This window comes from Citrobacter sp. MGH103, assembly GCF_001034475.2.
GTDB classification, from domain to species: domain Bacteria; phylum Pseudomonadota; class Gammaproteobacteria; order Enterobacterales; family Enterobacteriaceae; genus Citrobacter; species Citrobacter freundii.
Genome location: NZ_CP073043.1, coordinates 1,613,991 through 1,634,148, shown reverse-complemented (window position 1 = coordinate 1,634,148; position 20,158 = coordinate 1,613,991). Strand labels below are relative to the sequence as shown.

General features: G+C 52.5%; 17 protein-coding genes and 1 pseudogene. 10 read left to right on the top strand and 8 right to left on the bottom strand.

Translation table 11 applies throughout. The annotated features are described in order from the left end of the window. Nucleotides 1-101 precede the first annotated feature (101 nt). From ubiG to SK33_RS26385, 5 genes and pseudogenes are all read left to right on the top strand, one after another. A complete protein-coding gene (ubiG, locus tag SK33_RS07725; RefSeq protein WP_003027601.1) occupies nt 102-830 on the top strand; it encodes a bifunctional 2-polyprenyl-6-hydroxyphenol methylase/3-demethylubiquinol 3-O-methyltransferase UbiG in 729 nt (242 codons plus the stop codon). 488 nt (nt 831-1,318) lie between these two features. Further along, the gene (gene nrdA / locus SK33_RS07720) at nt 1,319-3,604 is read left to right on the top strand and encodes a class 1a ribonucleoside-diphosphate reductase subunit alpha (protein WP_003027604.1); all 2,286 of its coding nucleotides are present in this window, start codon (nt 1,319-1,321) and stop codon (nt 3,602-3,604) included. A 110-nt stretch (nt 3,605-3,714) separates the two neighbouring features. Continuing rightward, complete coding sequence (nrdB, locus tag SK33_RS07715; protein WP_003834668.1) at nt 3,715-4,845, top strand: class Ia ribonucleoside-diphosphate reductase subunit beta; 1,131 nt, start codon at nt 3,715-3,717, stop codon at nt 4,843-4,845. Further along, the gene (yfaE, locus tag SK33_RS07710; RefSeq protein ID WP_003027609.1) at nt 4,845-5,099 is read left to right on the top strand and encodes a ferredoxin-like diferric-tyrosyl radical cofactor maintenance protein YfaE; all 255 of its coding nucleotides are present in this window, start codon (nt 4,845-4,847) and stop codon (nt 5,097-5,099) included. Before nrdB ends, yfaE begins: the two co-directional genes overlap by 1 nt. Before the next feature lie 21 nt (nt 5,100-5,120). Beyond that, nucleotides 5,121-5,210 (top strand): annotated as a pseudogene (locus SK33_RS26385) (hypothetical protein); the annotation flags it as partial. Nucleotides 5,211-5,272: 62 nt separating this feature from the next. Here the strand turns inward: SK33_RS26385 and glpQ are convergent. Both glpQ and glpT read right to left on the bottom strand, forming a co-directional pair. After that, complete coding sequence (glpQ, locus tag SK33_RS07705; protein WP_003027612.1) at nt 5,273-6,340, bottom strand: glycerophosphodiester phosphodiesterase; 1,068 nt, start codon at nt 6,338-6,340, stop codon at nt 5,273-5,275. A 3-nt stretch (nt 6,341-6,343) separates the two neighbouring features. Beyond that, the gene (gene glpT / locus SK33_RS07700; RefSeq protein WP_032949686.1) at nt 6,344-7,702 is read right to left on the bottom strand and encodes a glycerol-3-phosphate transporter; all 1,359 of its coding nucleotides are present in this window, start codon (nt 7,700-7,702) and stop codon (nt 6,344-6,346) included. Between the two features lie 270 nt (nt 7,703-7,972). Between glpT and glpA the strand changes: the two genes are divergently transcribed. The 4 genes from glpA (at nt 7,973) to SK33_RS07680 (ending at nt 13,159) form a co-directional block, all read left to right on the top strand. Continuing rightward, nucleotides 7,973-9,601, top strand: a complete 1,629-nt coding sequence (gene glpA / locus SK33_RS07695; RefSeq protein WP_046670096.1) for an anaerobic glycerol-3-phosphate dehydrogenase subunit A — start codon at nt 7,973-7,975, stop codon at nt 9,599-9,601. Beyond that, nucleotides 9,591-10,850 carry a glycerol-3-phosphate dehydrogenase subunit GlpB gene (gene glpB, locus SK33_RS07690; protein WP_003839405.1) on the top strand — a complete coding sequence of 420 codons (1,260 nt, stop codon included), beginning with the start codon at nt 9,591-9,593 and terminating at the stop codon, nt 10,848-10,850. Before glpA ends, glpB begins: the two co-directional genes overlap by 11 nt. Continuing rightward, nucleotides 10,847-12,037 carry an anaerobic glycerol-3-phosphate dehydrogenase subunit GlpC gene (glpC, locus tag SK33_RS07685; protein ID WP_003027620.1) on the top strand — a complete coding sequence of 397 codons (1,191 nt, stop codon included), beginning with the start codon at nt 10,847-10,849 and terminating at the stop codon, nt 12,035-12,037. Before glpB ends, glpC begins: the two co-directional genes overlap by 4 nt. A 183-nt stretch (nt 12,038-12,220) precedes the next feature. Further along, the gene (locus SK33_RS07680; protein ID WP_048218315.1) at nt 12,221-13,159 is read left to right on the top strand and encodes an Rpn family recombination-promoting nuclease/putative transposase; all 939 of its coding nucleotides are present in this window, start codon (nt 12,221-12,223) and stop codon (nt 13,157-13,159) included. A gap of 43 nt (nt 13,160-13,202) precedes the next feature. Here the strand turns inward: SK33_RS07680 and yfaU are convergent, their stop codons facing one another. From yfaU to SK33_RS07650, 6 genes are all read right to left on the bottom strand, one after another. Then, nucleotides 13,203-14,006, bottom strand: coding sequence for a 2-keto-3-deoxy-L-rhamnonate aldolase (gene yfaU / locus SK33_RS07675; protein ID WP_048218317.1), 804 nt, complete (start codon nt 14,004-14,006; stop codon nt 13,203-13,205). 14 nt (nt 14,007-14,020) lie between these two features. Further along, nucleotides 14,021-15,310 carry an MFS transporter gene (locus tag SK33_RS07670; protein ID WP_003839398.1) on the bottom strand — a complete coding sequence of 430 codons (1,290 nt, stop codon included), beginning with the start codon at nt 15,308-15,310 and terminating at the stop codon, nt 14,021-14,023. Between the two features lie 56 nt (nt 15,311-15,366). Continuing rightward, entirely contained in the window at nt 15,367-16,572 is a 1,206-nt protein-coding gene (gene rhmD / locus SK33_RS07665) for an L-rhamnonate dehydratase (protein WP_003839396.1), read from the bottom strand. A 13-nt stretch (nt 16,573-16,585) separates the two neighbouring features. Then, a complete protein-coding gene (locus tag SK33_RS07660) occupies nt 16,586-17,368 on the bottom strand; it encodes an IclR family transcriptional regulator (RefSeq protein ID WP_003027633.1) in 783 nt (260 codons plus the stop codon). A gap of 218 nt (nt 17,369-17,586) precedes the next feature. Next, the gene (locus SK33_RS07655; RefSeq protein WP_048218320.1) at nt 17,587-18,789 is read right to left on the bottom strand and encodes a nicotinamide mononucleotide deamidase-related protein YfaY; all 1,203 of its coding nucleotides are present in this window, start codon (nt 18,787-18,789) and stop codon (nt 17,587-17,589) included. Nucleotides 18,790-18,868: 79 nt separating this feature from the next. Next, nucleotides 18,869-19,411 carry a YfaZ family protein gene (locus SK33_RS07650; protein WP_003027640.1) on the bottom strand — a complete coding sequence of 181 codons (543 nt, stop codon included), beginning with the start codon at nt 19,409-19,411 and terminating at the stop codon, nt 18,869-18,871. 316 nt (nt 19,412-19,727) lie between these two features. On the opposite strand from SK33_RS07650, the gene nudI reads away from it, so the two are divergent. Beyond that, complete coding sequence (nudI, locus tag SK33_RS07645; protein WP_003027643.1) at nt 19,728-20,153, top strand: nucleoside triphosphatase NudI; 426 nt, start codon at nt 19,728-19,730, stop codon at nt 20,151-20,153. The last annotated feature ends 5 nt before the right edge of the window (nt 20,154-20,158 follow it).

Genomic DNA, 20,158 nt, shown 5'->3' with positions numbered 1-20,158 from the left:
CGTGAAGATTCAGGTAAATGGATTCCCCCTGACAGAGGCTTTATTCATCCCGTCAGGCTGATATACTCATTTGCATCGCAAATTTAGGAGTAGAAGCCCCAATGAATGCCGAAAAACCCCCGGTTACTCACAACGTTGACCATGAAGAAATTGCCAAGTTTGAAGCAGTCGCGTCACGTTGGTGGGATCTTGAGGGTGAATTTAAGCCACTGCACCGTATTAACCCGCTGCGTCTGGGCTACATTACTGAGCGCTCAGGTGGCCTGTTTGGTAAAAAGGTTCTCGACGTCGGCTGCGGCGGCGGGATTCTGGCGGAAAGCATGGCGCGCGAAGGCGCAACCGTCACCGGGCTGGACATGGGCTTTGAACCTTTACAGGTCGCAAAACTGCATGCGCTGGAGAGCGGCATCCAGGTGGAGTACGTTCAAGAAACTGTCGAAGAACATGCGGATAAGCATGCGCATCAGTATGACGTTGTGACCTGCATGGAAATGCTGGAGCACGTACCAGATCCGCAGTCGGTGGTCAGGGCCTGCGCCAGACTGGTTAAACCGGGCGGCGAAGTCTTTTTTTCCACGCTTAACCGCAACGGCAAATCCTGGCTGATGGCGGTGGTCGGAGCGGAATATATTCTGCGGATGGTGCCGAAAGGCACGCATGATGTGAAAAAATTCATTAAGCCCGCTGAACTGTTAGAGTGGGTTGACCAGACCGTGCTGAAAGAGCGTCATATGACCGGCCTGCACTACAACCCCATCACCAACACCTTCAAACTCGGTCCGGGCGTTGATGTGAACTATATGGTGCATACCACCGCCAAAAGCGAATAAACCAGCGCTCATGGCCTTATGACGCTGGATTGTAGGCCGGATAAAGCGCGCCAGCGCCGCCATCCGGCACGACTCCGGGCTTTAACGCCTGATGGCGCTTCGCTTATCAGGCCTACGTTATTACGCATCGCCTACCAATCCTGAGTAGTACCGGTACAGCAATTTTTGCGCCAGATCATAAGAACTTTCCTTACCTTAGATGAAGAAATCAGCACTCGATCAAAATTTCTATTTTTTTTCTCAATTATTGACATCCCCGCCAGGCCTTATAAGACGCGCACTTAGCGATCCTCACCCTTTTGCAACCTCAATTTAACCTCAAAATCAACTCTTGTGCTGAAAAGAATCCCTACTAGAATACTCACCATATAGCGTCTATTTTATCAAACAACCCCTACATATAGTATTTATCCACAGACTTAGTCACAACATGACTCTGTGGATAATATGGGGGATATTTTTTCTTTCACGGACAGGTAAAAAACCACATGAATCAGAGTCTGCTGGTGACAAAGCGTGATGGTAGTACAGAGCGCATCAATCTCGACAAAATCCACCGAGTTCTGGATTGGGCGGCAGAAGGACTGAATAACGTATCGATCTCTCAGGTCGAGTTGCGCTCCCACATTCAGTTTTATGACGGTATCAAGACCTCCGATATCCATGAAACAATCATCAAAGCTGCCGCCGACCTGATCTCCCGCGAAGCGCCGGATTATCAGTATCTGGCCGCCCGTCTGGCGATTTTCCATCTGCGCAAAAAAGCCTACGGCGAGTTTGAACCGCCAAAACTGTTTGACCATGTCGTGAAAATGGTTGAAATGGGCAAATACGACAATCATCTGCTGGAAGACTACACGGAAGAAGAGTTCAAGCAGATGGACTCGTTCATCGTACACGATCGTGATATGACCTTCTCCTACGCTGCGGTGAAGCAGTTAGAAGGCAAATATCTGGTGCAAAACCGTGTTACCGGTGAGATCTATGAAAGCGCACAGTTCCTCTACATTCTGGTAGCAGCCTGCCTGTTTTCTAACTATCCGCGTGAAACACGTCTGCAATATGTAAAACGTTTCTACGACGCTGTTTCTACGTTCAAAATCTCGCTGCCGACGCCGATTATGTCCGGCGTGCGTACCCCAACGCGTCAGTTCAGCTCCTGCGTACTGATCGAGTGCGGCGACAGCCTTGACTCCATCAACGCAACCTCCAGCGCGATTGTGAAATACGTTTCTCAGCGTGCCGGTATCGGCATTAACGCCGGTCGCATCCGTGCGCTGGGTAGCCCGATTCGCGGCGGTGAAGCGTTCCACACCGGTTGTATTCCGTTCTACAAGCATTTCCAGACTGCGGTTAAATCCTGCTCTCAGGGTGGCGTACGCGGCGGTGCAGCCACGCTGTTCTACCCAATGTGGCACCTGGAAGTTGAAAGCCTGCTGGTCCTGAAAAACAACCGTGGCGTCGAAGGCAACCGCGTTCGTCACATGGACTACGGCGTACAGATCAACAAACTGATGTACACCCGTTTGCTGAAAGGCGGCGACATCACCCTCTTTAGCCCGTCCGACGTCCCGGGTCTGTATGACGCGTTCTTCGCCGATCAGGATGAGTTCGAACGTCTGTACACCCAATATGAAAACGACGACAGCATCCGCAAACAGCGCGTGAAAGCGGTTGAGCTGTTCTCACTGATGATGCAGGAACGTGCCTCTACTGGTCGTATCTATATTCAGAACGTTGACCACTGCAACACCCATAGCCCGTTTGATCCGGTTGTCGCGCCGGTACGCCAGTCCAACCTGTGCCTGGAAATCGCCCTGCCGACCAAACCGCTGACCGACGTTAACGATGAAAACGGCGAAATTGCGCTGTGTACGCTGTCCGCATTTAACCTGGGCGCTATCGAAAGTCTGGACGAACTGGAAGAGCTGGCCGTACTGGCGGTACGTGCGTTGGATGCGCTGCTCGATTACCAGGATTATCCGATTCCGGCCGCCAAACGCGGTGCGATGGGTCGTCGTACGCTGGGTATTGGCGTTATCAACTATGCCTACTGGCTGGCGAAAAACGGTAAACGTTACTCTGACGGCAGCGCCAATAACCTGACTCACAAAACCTTTGAAGCGATTCAGTATTACCTGCTGAAAGCGTCTAACGAGCTGGCGAAAGAGCAAGGCGCATGCCCGTGGTTTAACGAAACCACCTATGCGAAAGGCATTCTGCCGATCGATACCTATAAAAAAGACCTGGATGCTATCGTCAGCGAATCCCTGCATTACAACTGGGAAAGCCTGCGCGAATCAATTAAAACTCACGGTCTGCGTAACTCCACGCTCTCCGCTCTGATGCCGTCCGAGACCTCTTCGCAGATCTCCAACGCCACCAACGGTATTGAACCACCACGCGGTTACGTGAGCATCAAAGCATCGAAAGATGGAATTCTGCGTCAGGTCGTGCCGGACTACGAACACCTGCATGACGCATACGAACTGCTGTGGGAAATGCCGAACAACGACGGCTACCTGCAGCTGGTAGGTATCATGCAGAAATTTATCGATCAGTCGATTTCTGCCAACACCAACTACGATCCGTCGCGCTTCCCGTCCGGAAAAGTACCGATGCAGCAGTTGCTGAAAGACCTGCTCACCGCCTACAAATTTGGTGTCAAAACGCTGTATTATCAGAACACCCGTGACGGTGCGGAAGACTCTCAGGACGATCTGGTACCGTCCATTCAGGACGATGGCTGCGAAAGCGGCGCATGTAAGATTTAATCTTTTGCCGGGTGGCGTAGCGCTTACCCGGCCTACAAATTAATTCGCGGTATTGTAGGCCGGATAAGCAAAGCGCATCCGGCAGTACATTCCAGACAGGATTCACATCAATGGCATACACCACTTTTTCACAGACGAAAAATGATCAGCTTCTGGAACCGATGTTCTTCGGCCAGCCGGTGAACGTCGCCCGCTACGATCAGCAAAAATATGACATCTTTGAAAAACTGATCGAAAAGCAGCTCTCTTTCTTCTGGCGTCCGGAAGAGGTCGATGTTTCTCGCGATCGTATCGATTTCCAGGCATTGCCGGAACATGAAAAACATATCTTCATCAGCAACCTGAAGTATCAGACGCTGCTGGACTCCATTCAGGGACGTAGTCCAAACGTCGCGCTGCTGCCGTTAATCTCGATCCCTGAACTGGAAACCTGGGTGGAAACGTGGGCGTTTTCTGAAACAATCCATTCCCGCTCCTACACTCATATTATTCGCAATATCGTTAACGATCCGGCGGTGGTGTTTGACGATATCGTCACTAATGAGCAAATCCAGAAACGCGCAGAAGGTATTTCCAGCTACTACGACGAACTGATCGAGATGACCAGCTACTGGCATTTGCTCGGTGAAGGTACGCATACCGTTAATGGCAAAACGGTTGTCGTAAACCTGCGTGAGCTGAAGAAGAAGCTGTATCTGTGCCTGATGAGCGTCAACGCGCTGGAAGCGATCCGCTTTTATGTCAGCTTCGCCTGCTCCTTCGCATTCGCCGAACGTGAACTGATGGAAGGCAACGCGAAAATTATTCGTCTGATCGCCCGCGACGAAGCCCTGCATCTGACCGGTACTCAGCATATGCTGAACCTTCTGCGCAGCGGTGTAGACGATCCGGAGATGGCGGAAATTGCCGAAGAGTGCAAACAAGAATGTTACGACCTGTTCGTACAGGCCGCGCTGCAGGAAAAAGAGTGGGCGGACTATCTGTTCCGTGATGGCTCAATGATTGGCCTGAATAAAGACATTCTGTGCCAGTACGTTGAGTACATCACCAACATCCGTATGCAGGCTGTCGGACTCGATCTGCCATTCCAGACACGCTCTAACCCGATCCCGTGGATCAACACCTGGCTGGTGTCTGATAACGTCCAGGTCGCACCGCAGGAAGTGGAAGTCAGCTCTTATCTGGTCGGTCAGATCGATGCCGAAGTCGATACTGACGATCTGAGTAACTTCCAGCTCTGATGGGCCGCGTGACTTTGCGCATCTCTGGCACACAACTGCTGTGCCAGGATGAACATCCTTCCCTACTTGCCGCACTCGAGTCGCACGATGTTGAAGTCGAATATCAGTGTCGTGAAGGCTACTGCGGCTCCTGTCGTACCCGCCTGGTGGCAGGACAGGTTGACTGGATTGCCGAACCTCTGGCCTTCATTCAGCCCGGTGAAATTTTGCCCTGTTGTTGCCGGGCAAAAGGCGATATTGAAATAGAGCTGTAACGCAAGGCGGGATAAAAATTGTTACTGGCAAAAGAGCCGCCGATGAACGGCAGCCCTTTATTTCTCCTGCAGGCATGTAGGAAAACGTTAACAGCAGACGGCCTTATCTAGCAGTTAATCACGTTTCGTCCAATAAGGCCTGTGACCGGAGGTGCATCACAGGCCTTATGCCATTACTCTTTATTCAGGAATTTCACTGCTTTGTCGGGGAAGTCGGTGAACAGCCCGTCAACACCCGCTTTGTTATAAAGAATGTCATACAGCTGGTTTACGTCAGTGGTGTAATCCGGCAGTTGATCGGCGCGAACGGTATAAGGATGCACCACCATCTTATTCTGATGTGCGTCCTGCACCATGCCAGTTAACGAGATATTGCCCTTCTTCGACTTCTCATCAATCAGCATGTGGTAGTCCGGCCCAATGCCGTCCGCATACTGCGCAACCTGCTTCATGGCACCCGGTTTAAACATCCAGTCGTAGTTGTAATTAACCCAACTGCCGTCCGGCTTTTTCTCCTGAGTTTCATTCCAGTCAGTGTACGCAATCAACTGTACCAGATTGAGATCCATCCCCATCTTCGGTTCCAGTTCATTCTTAATGCGCTTTAACTCTGCGACATCAAAACACTGCAGATAGACCTTATCGTTCTTGTCGGTGTACCCGTACTTTTTCAGTACTTCCAGCGTTTTAGCCGCAATGTCCTTCCCTTCCTGATGATGGAACCACGGCGCTTTCATTTCCGGGTAAATGCCGATGTTTTTACCGGTTGAATGATTTAATCCCTGAACGAACTCAATCTCTTCTTCGAAAGTGTGCACACGGAAATCAGATTTACCCATCGGGAAACGCCCCGGGTAGGTCTGGACCTTTTTGCCATTTTCGATATCAAAGCCTTCGGTAAATTTCAGCGACTTAATCTCATCCAGCGTAAAGTCGATAGCATAGTAACGCCCATCTTTACGCGCACGATCCGGGAAACGCTCGGCAACATCGGTGACGCGGTCAAGATAGTGGTCATGCAGGACGACCAGATGGTCGTCCTTAGTCATCACCAAATCCTGTTCCAGGTAATCCGCTCCCTGAGCATAGGCCATCGCTTTCGCAGGTAACGTATGCTCCGGTAGATAACCGCTGGCGCCACGGTGCGCAATCACGATTTTATCTGCGGCAAGCGCCGCGCTGCTCACAACCATACCTGCCAGCATCAGCGCCACGCTGAGACTTTTCAATGTGGTTTTCATCTATTAGCCCCCGTTACGCTTGAGCTGCATCTCTTCGTGATGGCGTTTTTCGCCAATCATGACGACTACCAGCAGAATAACCGCCAGCACGCTACCACCAATCATCACCATAAAGCCGCCGTCCCAACCGAAGAAGTCAACGGTGTAGCCGACAATGGCGCTCGCAGCCACAGAACCGCCGAGATAACCGAACAGACCAGTAAAGCCAGCCGCCGTACCTGCCGCTTTTTTCGGTGCTAGTTCCAGCGCATGCAGACCAATCAACATGACCGGGCCGTAGATCAGGAAGCCGATGATAATCATACAAGCCATATCTACGTTCGGGTTGCCTGCCGGGTTCATCCAGTAAACGATGGTCGCAATCGTCACCAGCGTCATAAAGAACACGCCTGTCGCGCCACGGTTTCCACGGAAGACTTTATCCGACATCCAGCCACACAGCAGCGTGCCCGGAATACCCGCATATTCATACAGGAAGTAGGCCCAGGATGATTTATCCAGTGCAAAATGCTTCACTTCTTTCAGGTAAGTCGGCGACCAATCCAGGATGCCGTAGCGCAGCAGATAAACAAACACGTTGGCGATAGCGATGTACCACAACAGTTTGTTCGGCAGTACGTACTGCATGAAGATCTGCTTCGCAGTCAGCTCTTCTTCCGCTTTCTCGTTGTAATCGTCCGGATAATCGTTCTTGTACTCTTCGATTGGCGGCAGACCACAGGACTGCGGAGTGTCACGCATCAGAGCAAAAGCAAACAGCGCGACGACGATCGCACCGAAAGCAGGCATGTACAGCGCCGCTTTCCAGTCATTGAACCAGGCCATACCCAGCAGGAATAACAGAGGAGGCAGACCGCCACCCACGTTATGCGCACAGTTCCAAACGGAAACGATGCCGCCACGCTCTTTCTGCGACCACCAGTGCACCATGGTACGACCACACGGCGGCCATCCCATCCCCTGGAACCATCCGCAGAGGAACAGCAGCACAAACATAATCGCAATGCTCGATGTCGCCCACGGTACAAAGCCCATAAACAACATCACTGCCGCAGCCAGTATCAGACCCGCAGGCAGGAAAACGCGCGGATTCGAGCGATCCGAAACGGACCCCATGATGAATTTCGAAAATCCGTAAGCAATGGAGATACCGGACAACGCAAAACCCAGATCGCCACGCGAGAATCCCTGCTCAACCAGATACGGCATCGCAAGGGCAAAGTTCTTACGTACCAGATAGTACGCGGCATAACCAAAGAAAATCCCCAGAAAAATCTGCCAACGTAATCGACGATATGTCGGGTCGATCTCCGCTGCAGGTAAACGCGCCGTGTGTGACGCTGGTTTAAAAATGCTCAACATAGTGTAGCCTCCGTGGCCGTCTTTCATTCGAAGTAAACACTGCAGTTCGTCATTACTACCCTACCGCTCCCAGTGTGGCCGCGATGTTAAGGAAAGATACATAACAAAAATGTGAAACGCAGCACATATTGTTACAGATTTATGACAAATGTTCATAAAGGCGCACGAAATCACGTTTCATTTTCGAATAATGAGCGATTATGCGCGAAATCAAACAATCCATGTTTTTTATGTGGCTAAATGATAAAAAACGAACTGTGAGGAAAAACAATGAAAACTCGCGACTCGCAAACAAGTGACGTGATTATCATTGGTGGAGGAGCAACAGGTGCAGGGATCGCACGCGATTGTGCGCTGCGCGGGTTGCGCGTCATCTTAGTGGAACGCCACGATATCGCCACAGGTGCGACCGGGCGCAACCACGGCCTGCTGCACAGCGGTGCACGCTACGCCGTCACCGACGCTGAATCTGCCCGTGAGTGCATCAGCGAAAACCAAATTCTGAAACGTATCGCCCGCCATTGCGTTGAGCCAACGGACGGTCTGTTTATTACCCTGCCGGAGGATGAGCTCTCCTTTCAGGCGACCTTTATTCGCGCCTGTGAAGAGGCAGGGATTCGCGCAGAAGCGATTGACCCTCAGCAGGCACGTATTATCGAACCTTCCGTGAATCCACAGCTGATTGGTGCGGTAAAAGTGCCGGACGGCACGGTTGATCCTTTCCGCTTAACCGCCGCCAACATGCTGGATGCGCGTGAGCATGGCGCGGTTATCTTAACGGCGCATGAAGTCACGGGACTTATCCGTGAAGGGGCAACGGTTTGCGGCGTTAACGTGCGCAATCATCTGACGGGCGAAATGCAGTCCCTGCATGCACCGGTTGTGGTCAACGCTGCCGGGATCTGGGGTCAACGCATTGCGGAATATGCCGATCTGAGCATCCGTATGTTCCCGGCCAAAGGTTCGTTGCTGATTATGGATCATCGCATTAACCAGCATGTCATCAACCGCTGCCGTAAACCGTCTGACGCCGATATTCTGGTGCCTGGCGATACCATCTCATTGATCGGTACCACCTCGCAGCACATTGATTACGATGATATCGACAGCAACCGCGTCACCGCAGAAGAAGTCGACATTCTGCTGCGTGAAGGCGAGAAACTGGCGCCGATTATGGCGAAAACGCGCATTTTACGCGCCTACTCCGGCGTGCGTCCGCTGGTAGCCAGCGACGACGATCCCACCGGGCGTAACGTCAGCCGTGGGATTGTGCTGTTCGATCACGCCCAGCGTGACGGACTGGAAGGGTTTATCACCATTACCGGCGGCAAACTGATGACCTACCGCCTGATGGCGGAGTGGGCTACCGATGCCGTTTGCCGTAAGCTGGGCAATACCCAGCCTTGCACAACCGCAGACACCGCGTTGCCTGGCTCACAGGAATCTACCGAGCATACGCTTAAACGCGTTATTTCGTTACCTGCGCCGCTACGCGGTTCGGCAGTCTATCGCCATGGGGATCGTACCCCAGCGTGGCTGAGCGAAGGCCGTCAACATCGCAGCCTGGTCTGTGAATGCGAAGCGGTCACCGCAGGCGAAGTGCAATACGCCGTCGAGAATTTAACCGTCAACAGTCTGCTCGATTTACGTCGCCGTACCCGCGTCGGAATGGGGACCTGCCAGGGCGAATTGTGTGCCTGTCGCGCCGCAGGTTTGCTGCAACGTTTTAATGTCACTACCGCAGCACAATCCATTACTCAGCTTTCCGACTTCCTCAACGAACGCTGGAAAGGTGTGCAGCCTATCGCCTGGGGAGATGCACTGCGCGAAAGCGAATTCACTCGCTGGGTTTATCAAGGGTTGTGTGGTCTGGAAAAGGAGCACCAGGATGAAATTTGATACCGTCATTATCGGCGGCGGCCTCGCTGGACTGCTATGTGGCCTGCAACTGCAAAAAAGCGGACTGCGCTGCACGATTGTTACCCGCGGCCAAAGCGCCCTGCATTTTTCCTCCGGCTCACTGGATTTGCTCAGCAGCTTACCCGATGGTCAACCGGTGACGGATATAGAAGCGGGTTTGAATGCACTGCACACTCAGGCACCCGCACATCCGTATAGCACCATCGGAACGCAGAACGTTCTGGAACTGGCCCAGCAGGCGCAAAATTTACTGGAAGAATGCGGAACGCATTTGCAAGGCAACGTGCATCAGGCACATCAACGTGTTACCCCGCTGGGCACCCTGCGCTCAACCTGGTTAAGCTCCCCGGAAGTGCCGGTCTGGCCGCTGTCCGCGCAGCGTATATGCGTTGTAGGGATTAGCGGGTTACTGGATTTTCAGGCGCATCTCGCCGCGGCGTCATTACGCCAACGTAATCTCAGCGTCGAGACGGCAGAAATCGAACTGCCGGAACTGGATGTCCTGCGTGATAACCCAACCGAGTTTCGCGCCGTTAATATTGCGCGCCTGCTGGATAACGAAGATAAATGGTCGCTGCTCTATGACGCATTGCTGCCAATGGCAAAAACCTGCGACATGATAATCATGCCGGCCTGCTTTGGTCTGGCAGATGAGCGGCTCTGGCAGTGGCTTAACGAGCGCCTCCCCTGCTCGCTGACACTGTTACCGACCCTACCTCCTTCGGTACTGGGCATGCGTTTACACAACAAATTGCAGCGCCAGTTTGTGCGCCAGGGTGGTGTGTGGATGCCGGGTGATGAAGTGAAGAAAATCACCTGTCAGGACGGCGTGGTCAGCGAAATCTGGACCCGAAATCATGCCGATATCCCGTTGCGGCCACGTTTCGCCGTGCTCGCCAGCGGCAGTTTTTTCAGCAGCGGGCTGGTCGCCACGCGTGAGGCAATCCACGAACCAATCCTGGGACTGGATGTACAGCAAACAGCTACCCGCGCCGAGTGGTATCAGCGTGATGTTTTCGATCCACAACCGTGGCAACTGTTTGGCGTCACAACCGATGCCACATTGCGCCCATCACTGGCGGGAAAAACGATAGAGAACATGTACGCCATCGGTTCCGTCCTCGGCGGATTCGACCCTATCGCCCAGGGTTGCGGAGGCGGCGTGTGCGCAGTCAGCGCCTTACATGCCGCACATCATATTGCGAAACGTGCAGGAGGACAGCAATGAGCGACACACGTTTTGAAAGTTGTATCAAATGTACGGTGTGCACCACCGCCTGCCCGGTAAGCCGCGTCAACCCGAGCTACCCGGGCCCTAAGCAGGCCGGCCCGGACGGTGAACGTCTGCGCCTGAAAGATGGCGCACTATATGACGATGCGCTGAAATACTGCATCAACTGTAAGCGCTGCGAAGTGGCCTGCCCGTCAGACGTGAAAATCGGCGATATCATCCAGCGCGCGCGCGCCAAATACGACACGACGCGCCCATCGCTGCGTAACTTCGTCTTAAGCCATACCGATTTAATGGGTAGCGTTTCCACCCCCTTCGCCCCAATAGTGAATACCGCCACCTCACTAAAACCGGTACGTCAGTTGCTGGATTACGCGCTAAAAATCGATCATCGCCGTACGCTGCCGAAGTACTCCTTTGGCACCTTCCGCCGCTGGTATCGCAGCATTGCCGCACAGCAGGCGCAGTATCAGGATCAGGTCGCCTTTTTCCACGGCTGTTTTGTGAATTACAACCATCCCCAGCTTGGCAAAGACCTGATCAAGGTGTTGAATGCGATGGGAACCGGCGTGCAACTGCTGAGTAAAGAGAAATGCTGTGGCGTACCGCTGATTGCTAACGGATTTACAGATAAAGCGCGTAAGCAGGCGGTCAGCAACGTGGCCTCACTCCGGGAAGCGATTGATGGCAAAGGCATTCCGGTGATCGCCACCTCATCAACCTGTACCTTTGCGCTACGTGATGAATATCCAGAAGTGCTGGATGTCGACAACTCAGGCCTGCGAGAACACATTGAACTGGCAACCCGCTGGCTGTGGCGCAAGCTGGATGAAGGTAAAACGCTGCCGCTGAAAACGCTGCCGCTGAAGGTGGTCTATCACACGCCATGCCATATGGAGAAAATGGGCTGGACGCTCTACACGCTGGAGCTACTGCGACAAATTCCGGGGCTGGAGCTGACAGTGCTGGACTCTCAGTGTTGTGGGATTGCCGGGACTTACGGCTTTAAAAAGGAAAACTATCCGACTTCACAGTCTATTGGCGCACCGTTATTCCGCCAAATTGAAGAAAGCGGCGCTGATATCGTCGTCACCGACTGCGAAACCTGTAAATGGCAGATTGAGATGTCTACCAGTAAGCGTTGCGAACATCCTATCACCCTGCTTGCCAAAGCGTTGGGGTAACTCAGTTGCCCGGTGGTGTTTGCTACCGGGCATTTTTGCGCATCCAGTTCCGCTTATTTGAATACGTTGCAGTCGGGCGTATTTATCTCTGATTCACCCACGCAAAAAATCAATTTCTCATATGCAGCGCTTGTTAAAAGTAGATACCGTCACGCCATATTCTCTTTCTGGTGACGGACTACCATGGCTAAACCCACTACATCCACACCGCATGATGCGGTTTTTAAAAAGATCATTTCTTATCCTGAGATGGCCCGGGATTTTCTGGAGATTCACCTCCCCGCCACATTACGTGAGATATGCAATTTGCAAACGCTGAAGCTGGAGTCCACCAGTTTTATCGAACAGGATCTCCGCGCGTACTACTCCGACGTATTGTGGTCGCTAAAAACCCACGAAGGTGACGGCTATATCTATTGTGTCATCGAACATCAGAGTACAGCCGTGCAGCACATGGCATTCCGCCTGATGCGCTATGCCACCGCTGCGATGCAGCATCATCTTGATGCCGGGAATAAAACGCTGCCGCTGGTGATCCCAATGTTGTTTTATCACGGTCAACAAAGCCCCTATCCCTGGTCACTCAACTGGCTGGATGAATTTGACAATCCACAGCTGGCACGACAGCTTTATTCAGAAGCCTTTCCGCTGGTCGATATTACCGTGATACCTGACGATGAAATCGTGCAACATCGGCGTGTTGCGCTGCTTGAGTTGATGCAAAAACATATCCGCGATCGTGATTTGATGGGATTAGTGGACCGACTGGTCTCGTTATTAGTTACAAGCACCGCTAATGACAGCCAGCTACAAACGCTATTAAATTACCTGCTACGGTACGGCGACGTTTCTCACGTCAACGAATTTATCCATAAAGTTGCCGAACGTTCCCCTCATAACAAGGAGAGGCTGATGACAATCGCAGAGAGGCTCAGACAAGAAGGTCACCACGATGGGCTGCAACAAGGGTTACAACAAGGATTAGAACAAGGAGTACAAAAAGGTACGCAAGAAGAAGCAACACGGATTGCTCGCATGATGCTGGAACATGGTATTGATCGTGAAATCGTACTGGGCATTACCGGTTTTTCTGCTGACGACGGGGCGGCTAGCAACCATTAGCACAGATCTCAGGCCCGATAGCCTTATACCATCGGGCCTGATATTAGTAACTGCTTTTTAACGTTTGTGCTGATTTCTCCGGCTTAAACATTGCCAACCGGCGATCCAGCGCTTCGGTATAAAGCATGGTATCGACGCCTACAGCGACAAAATTCGCGCCCCACTGCAAACATTTTTGCGCCATTGCCGGATCGACTGCGAGGAAACCGGCGGCTTTTCCGGCTGCGCGGATACGGCGAATGCTTTGCTCGATGATCTCTTGTACTTCCGGGTGTCCGGCGTTATCCGGATAGCCCAGTGATGCAGAAAGATCCGCCGGGCCGATAAAGACACCGTCAATACCTTCAACGTCCAGAATCGCATCCAGATTATCCAGTGCGGCTTTACTCTCGACCTGCACAAGCAGGCACAGTGATTCATTGACCCGTTCCATATAATTGTCGATACGTCCCCAGCGCGCCGCCCGCGCCACGCTGGCACCAACGCCACGCTCCCCGAGTGGTGGATAACGAGTCGCAGAAACCACCTGACGCGCCTGCTCCGCACTGTCGACCATAGGAATCAGCAACGTCTGCGCACCAATATCCAACACCTGCTTGATCAACGCTTTACTGCCCTCAACGGGACGGACTACCGGCTGACTGGCATAAGGCGCAATCGCCTGGAGCTGGTGGTAGAGATCCTGCACCGTATTCGGCGCATGTTCACCATCAATCAACAGCCAGTCGTAGCCCGACGTCGCGGCAATCTCCGCCATGTAGGAGGTGGTCGAACTGAGCCACAGGCCAACCTGGACTTCCCCTTTCCGCAATCCTTCTTTGAAGGGGTTTGATAACAATGCGTTCATAACGATCCTTACAATTAATGATGCACAGTACCTGCTTGTGAAACCGAACGGTTCACACTCAGCGTAAAGATGATAAGCGAGCCAATCATCGCGACGCCCGCCAGGACCAGCAGACCTGCCGCATCGCTGGCAAACAACGTTTCAGCTTTGACGCGCAGAATGGGGGCAATAAAGCCGCCTACGGCACCAAACAGGTTGACGAAGCCGATCCCCGCCGCCAGAGCTGTCCCGGAAAGAAGCTGCGTTGGCATCGTCCAGAACACCGGCTGTACGGCGATGAAACCAACCGCAGCGACGCAAAGCGCCACGATCGCCAGTACCGGTGAAACCAGCCCGGACAAGCCAATGCCAATCCCGGCCGCCAGCAGTGTCAGCGCAGCAACGTTACGTCGATCGCCAGTGCGATCGGAATAACGCGGAATAAGCCAGGTGCCAAACAACGCCGCTACCCACGGTATCGCCGTCACGACTGAAGCCGTAAAGCCGACCTTTGTTCCCAGCAATGCGGCAACCTGAGTGGGCAGGAAGAAGATCAAGCCATACACCGCGACCTGAATCGTCAGATAGATGATCGCCAGTTGCCAGACGCGGCCATTACGCAACGCGTCCGACAGGCGCGAAGTGACCTTTTTCTCCTCTTCACTCGCCAGTTGGCTAATGAGTGCAGCCTTTTCCTCGGCGCTAAGGAAACGCGCTTGCTGTGGCGTGTCGTCAAGCCAGAAGAAGGTAAAAACGCCTGCACCTACAGCCAGTAAACCTTCGATAACGAACATCCAGAACCACCCCGGATGTCCCATAAAACCGTGCATCTCCAACAGTGCACCTGAAAGCGGCGATCCCAGGGTTAATGCCAGCGGCGCACCCATGTAGAATAGCCCCATGATGCTGGCGCGATTACGCTGGGGGAACCACTGCGACGTCAGGTATATCATACCGGGGAAGAAGCCTGCTTCTGCCGCACCCAGCAGAGTACGGATGACCAGAAACTTTGCTTCTGTGTCCGCCCATGCCATCGCCGCGGAGAGAAATCCCCACAGTAACGTGGTGGTGCCAATCCAGGTTCTGGCGCCAAATTTACGCATCAACAGGTTGGCAGGAACGCCCAGAAAGGCGTAAACCACAAAGAAAATCCCCGCCCCCAACGCATAAGCCTCATTGCTCAGGCCGGTATCAATCTGATAGGTCTCTTTGGCAAAACCGATGTTCGAGCGGTCAAGAAACGCCAGCACATACAGCGCCAGCATAAAGGGAATCAAACGGGCGCGGTTTTTCTTCACCACACCGTCAAGTAACGTGGTACTCATCGCAAGATCCTCAAAGAAATGAGGGCGTTGCCGTGGCAATGGCAACGCACAGGTCATTAGTGGCTATAAGGGCGCTTCAGATTGCAGTCGCGGTTAAGTTCGACGCCAAATCCCGGTTTGTCGAGCACCGACTTATGAATGCGGCCATTGACGGGTACGGGTTCGTCCAGAAGGATCGGATCAAACTGTGGACGCATCGTTGAGCAATCCGGGCTGGTCATCAAAAACTCACTGAATGGGGTGTTGGTGAACGTAATCACCGCATGATGCGAGTAGACCGATGAGCCATGCGGCACCACCAGCTGTCCGCGTGATTTCGCAATAGCGGCAATTTCTACTAACGTGGTTAACCCACCGCACCAGCCTACATCCGGCTGCATTATGTCGATGCCGGTTTCAGATAGGGTGCGGAAAGATTGTAGCGTTCCATGGTGTTCACCGCTGGTGACCATCATCCCTGCAGGGGCGTTGCGTTTCAGTTCGCGATAGCCTTCATACTGCTGCGGTGGCAGACACTCTTCGATCCACTTCAGATTATACGGCGCGCAGGCATGAGCCAGTTTGGTGGCATAGTTCACATCCTGACTCATCCAACAGTCGAGCATCAGCCAAAAATCAGGGCCACATTTTTCGCGCATATCAGCGACCATTGCTGCATCTTTGCGGATCCCGGCATCCCCATCTTGCGGCCCCCAGTGAGTTGGCATTTTGCCGCCAATAAAGCCCATCTCCTTTGCCAGATCCGGACGCGCGCCCGTCGCGTAGAATTGAATTTCGTCTCGTACCGCGCCACCCAACAGCTTGTAGACCGGTAACCCCACCACTTTGCCGAACAGATCCCACAGTGCCAGATCTACGCACGAGATGGTGTTCATCACCAGACCGCCAGAACCGGAGTAATACATTGTTGCGCCGAGCATCTGGTCATGAATGAGTTTGATATCGCTAACGCATTTCCCTTCAATAAAACGATTGAGATGCTTTTCTACAATAAAGCAACCCATCTCCCCTGCCGTCGACACGGCAAAACCGGTCTGCCCGTTTTCAGCTTCTACCTCAACAATCAGCGTTCCTAACACGTTGATACCAAAAGACTGACGCGATTGCTCGTATTCATGGTATTTACTCATTGGCGTGGCGATATGATCGTCAATCCAATGGTTAGCGCTCTGATCGTGATAGTCACCACCGCCAGCGCCTTTTTCCGCCGTGGCACCACCGGTAAACCAGGCGCGGACGTGTTTAATTTTAGGTAGGGTCATGATGTTCTCCTTTTTATGAAGCAAGTGAGTCGAAGGGACTTTTCCATCCCAGCAGGCGTGAAATATCTTTGGCGCAGGAAATCGCTTTACCAGCCAGATAATCACGGTTCTCTTCGTTAATTTGCAGACGCGTGCCAACCACTGAAATCGCGGCGGTCAGCTCATTGCTAGCGTTAAAAACTGGCGCAGCGACGCAGCGAACATCGGGATAATCTTCGCCATTATCAAAGCTCCATCCACGCTGACGAATACGCTCAAGCTCGTCCTTCAACTGCTGTGGTTTGGTGATAGTGGTCGGCGTTGCCTGTTCCCATATCAGTTGTTCAATAATGGCTTTACGTACGGCGGCAGGTTGCCAGGCCAGCAGACATTTGCCGATACCCGAGCGATAGAGCGAAAGACTTTTCCCTTCGTGGGAGCGCACGCTGATAGTCGATGACGACTCTACTTTCAGGATGTAATACGCGCTTTCGTGGTCGATGATCCCCAGATGGCAAAGCAGTCCGGTCTCATCCATCAGTTGTGTCAACCGTGGACGGGCCAGTTCACGTAAATCCATCTTGCTCAGGGCATGTCCCGACAGTTCAACCAGCTTGGTCCACAGGCAGTAATTCTCCTGATGATCAATGCTGATGAAGCGTTGACGTTTCAGTTCGTTCAGTAACAGATACGCGGTACTTTTTGGAATACCCAGCGTTTCTATGATGATGGCGGCACTGCATGGGCCGATACGCGCAATGAGATTGAGTATTTCAATCGCCCTGGTGAGCGCGGGAACTTTACTTGATTCCAACATACTGGACTCCAGTCTGAGATACTGGAATCAGTGTGGTGAGTTAAGGTGGTTAAAATTGTGAAGTGCATCAAATCCTCCCGCTCTTCCAGTAGGCTGGAGAAAAAACGAGTGCAATTGTGAACTAACGCACAGATTTTTTTACAGGGAGTACAATAGGTTGGACTGAAAATGGGAAGGCCAGCATGCCTTCCCGTTACGAGAAGTAGAGAGAGAATAAATCAGGCAGGTAGCATCAGAGATTCCACTACGTCGATCCAGCCGTGCTCACTGGCAATATCCTGTCCGTTAAGCCAACGGCGCAGCATATTTAGCGCCATCATTGCGCACACTTCCTGACGAATCGACAAGCTGTAGCGATTAGCGTTCAGCCGAACGCGCAAACCATATGTCCCATTGGGGGTGGCCAGTGCAAAGTTAATATGTTCGTTTTCGAAAGCTGATATCGCCAAAGCCAGCCCGGCATAATGTTTGCTACGTCGCTCGGTTACCCAATGCGCCGTTTGCGCCAGCGTTTCTTCCTGGGGCGGAACAACTTCGCTCGCCAACAACGGAGCATTAGCGCGAGAAAGCTGCAACGCGACCAGACCACCGGTAAATTGTTCGCTCAGCGTCAGGCTGTATTGCCGTTCCTGTAACGTGCGGGCAATTTGTGCGGGCAAGCCTTCCGTACCTTCGAAAATCATATTCTGTCCGGCAACTCGCTTAACTTCTGGCCACAGCGCCAACATCGCTTCACGTTGGGAATTCGGCCCGGTCAGCTTAAGCTCAATAATCGGCATTGAGGAGCGATATCCCATTGTTACGCCCGGTGGCAAAGTCAGCGGATCCAGGCTTTGTGCCAGCTCACTTTCAGAACGGCCAAAGGTGGTTAATCGCAGGCATAACGGGGGCTGAGCCAAAGAGAAACGCTCACGCAAACGCGGCAGGATCTCATGCTCAACCATGACTTTAAATTCTGACGGTACACCCGGTGTAAAGAACATCAGGCAGCGGTTAAGCTTCAGGGCGAACCCGCACGCGGTACCCACCGGATTATTGATAAACTCAGCGCTGGCCGGAAGTTCAGCCTGTTTGCGGTTGCTCGGCGCCATCACGCGGCCACGATCGCGGAAATATCGCTCCATCTCGGTCAGCCATGCTTCATGCAGCACCAGCCCTTCGCCTTTTGCCGTTGCCGCTGCCAGCGCGCTCAAATCATCGCTGGTTGGCCCCAAACCGCCATTAACGATCAGTATATCGGCGTGTTCGCTACGCTCACGCAAAACGGCGACTAAATCGTTAAGATTGTCACCTACCGTGTTGCGGCGTGTTAGCGGTAAACCCTGATTAAAGAAAAAATCGGCCAGCCAGGCGGCATTGGTGTCGACGATTTGTCCGTGCAACACTTCATCCCCGGTGGATAGCATCTCCACGTTTAACATCGTGTTCTCCTGCTTTTATGATGAAAACACTATAACTCATGGAGGGGGGAAGGCGCGACTGAACGCCGCGCCAGAAATGTTAGAAGCTGGCGTTAACCCCAACGTACGGGCCATCAGCAATTGCGTTATCACGGTTACCATCTTTACCTGCCAGGTTCAGGTAACGATAACCGGCTTCGATGCTCAGCGGACGCATAATGGTCAAACGCGCACCGGCATTTGCTTCTTCATAGCTGTCGATACCGCTGGAAAGCGAATCAGGAGAGTAATAGTACTCACCAAACAGACGAATGCTGTCGCCGATCGGCCACTGTAAACCACCACCGACAGCCGCAGCATAACCTTCATCGCCATCGTTTGGATTGGTATAAACACCTTTACCACCAACGGTCGCCAACAGTGGACCCAGCGGGATATTCAGCCCCAGGCCCAGCCCAGCAACATCGCCGTCGTCATCATTATGCATCCAGTTGCCGCTGACGGCCAGACCAGTGGTCTCAGTACCCATACCGAATCCAAGGTTGGTGTAGTCTTCGCCAGCCTGACCATTGATGCTAATCGCGTTTGCCGAAGCGGAAACAAACAGCATTCCGGCAAAACCCAACAGTAAACTTTTTTTCATTTTCTATCCTTTCCTGCAAGAATCAAAACATAGCCCCAAAACCGGTGAATTGTACTGTCAGATGACGAGGAATCAATGAGCTAAAAAAGCGATGCAAGACCATATTGTAACTAAATACTACTTAATGAGATTAGATAAGGTTAAATTTTTGTATGTAATCTATCGTTTGCATCCCTGAACGCCATTTTCAACAACAATCAATTTTTCCTCGCCCGTACGGACTTAATCGTCGATGAAGCGTTTTTTCTCCAGCCAGCAAAAGGTAAGATAGACGGATGATGGAATTCTTAATACCCGCCCTGGAAGGACTTGACCTATGCGCCAAAGAACAATTGTTTGCCCATTAATTCAAAACGATGGCTGCTATTTACTCTGCAAAATGGCTGACGACCGCGGTGTGTTTCCCGGTCAGTGGGCGCTGTCTGGCGGTGGCGTTGAGCCGGGTGAGCGCATCGAAGAAGCTTTGCGCCGGGAAGTGAGAGAGGAGCTGGGCGAGCAGCTGGTGTTATCAGAAATTACGCCATGGACTTTCAGTGACGATATTCGTACTAAAACGTACGCGGATGGCAGCCAGGAAGAGATTTATATGATTTATCTCATCTTCGATTGTGTGGCAGCTAATCGTGAAGTGAACATTAACGAAGAGTTCCAGGCGTTCGCCTGGGTTAAAGCGGAAGATCTTGGCACCTACGACTTAAATATCGCCACACGTAAAACGTTAACCTTGAAAGGGTTACTGTAAGTCCC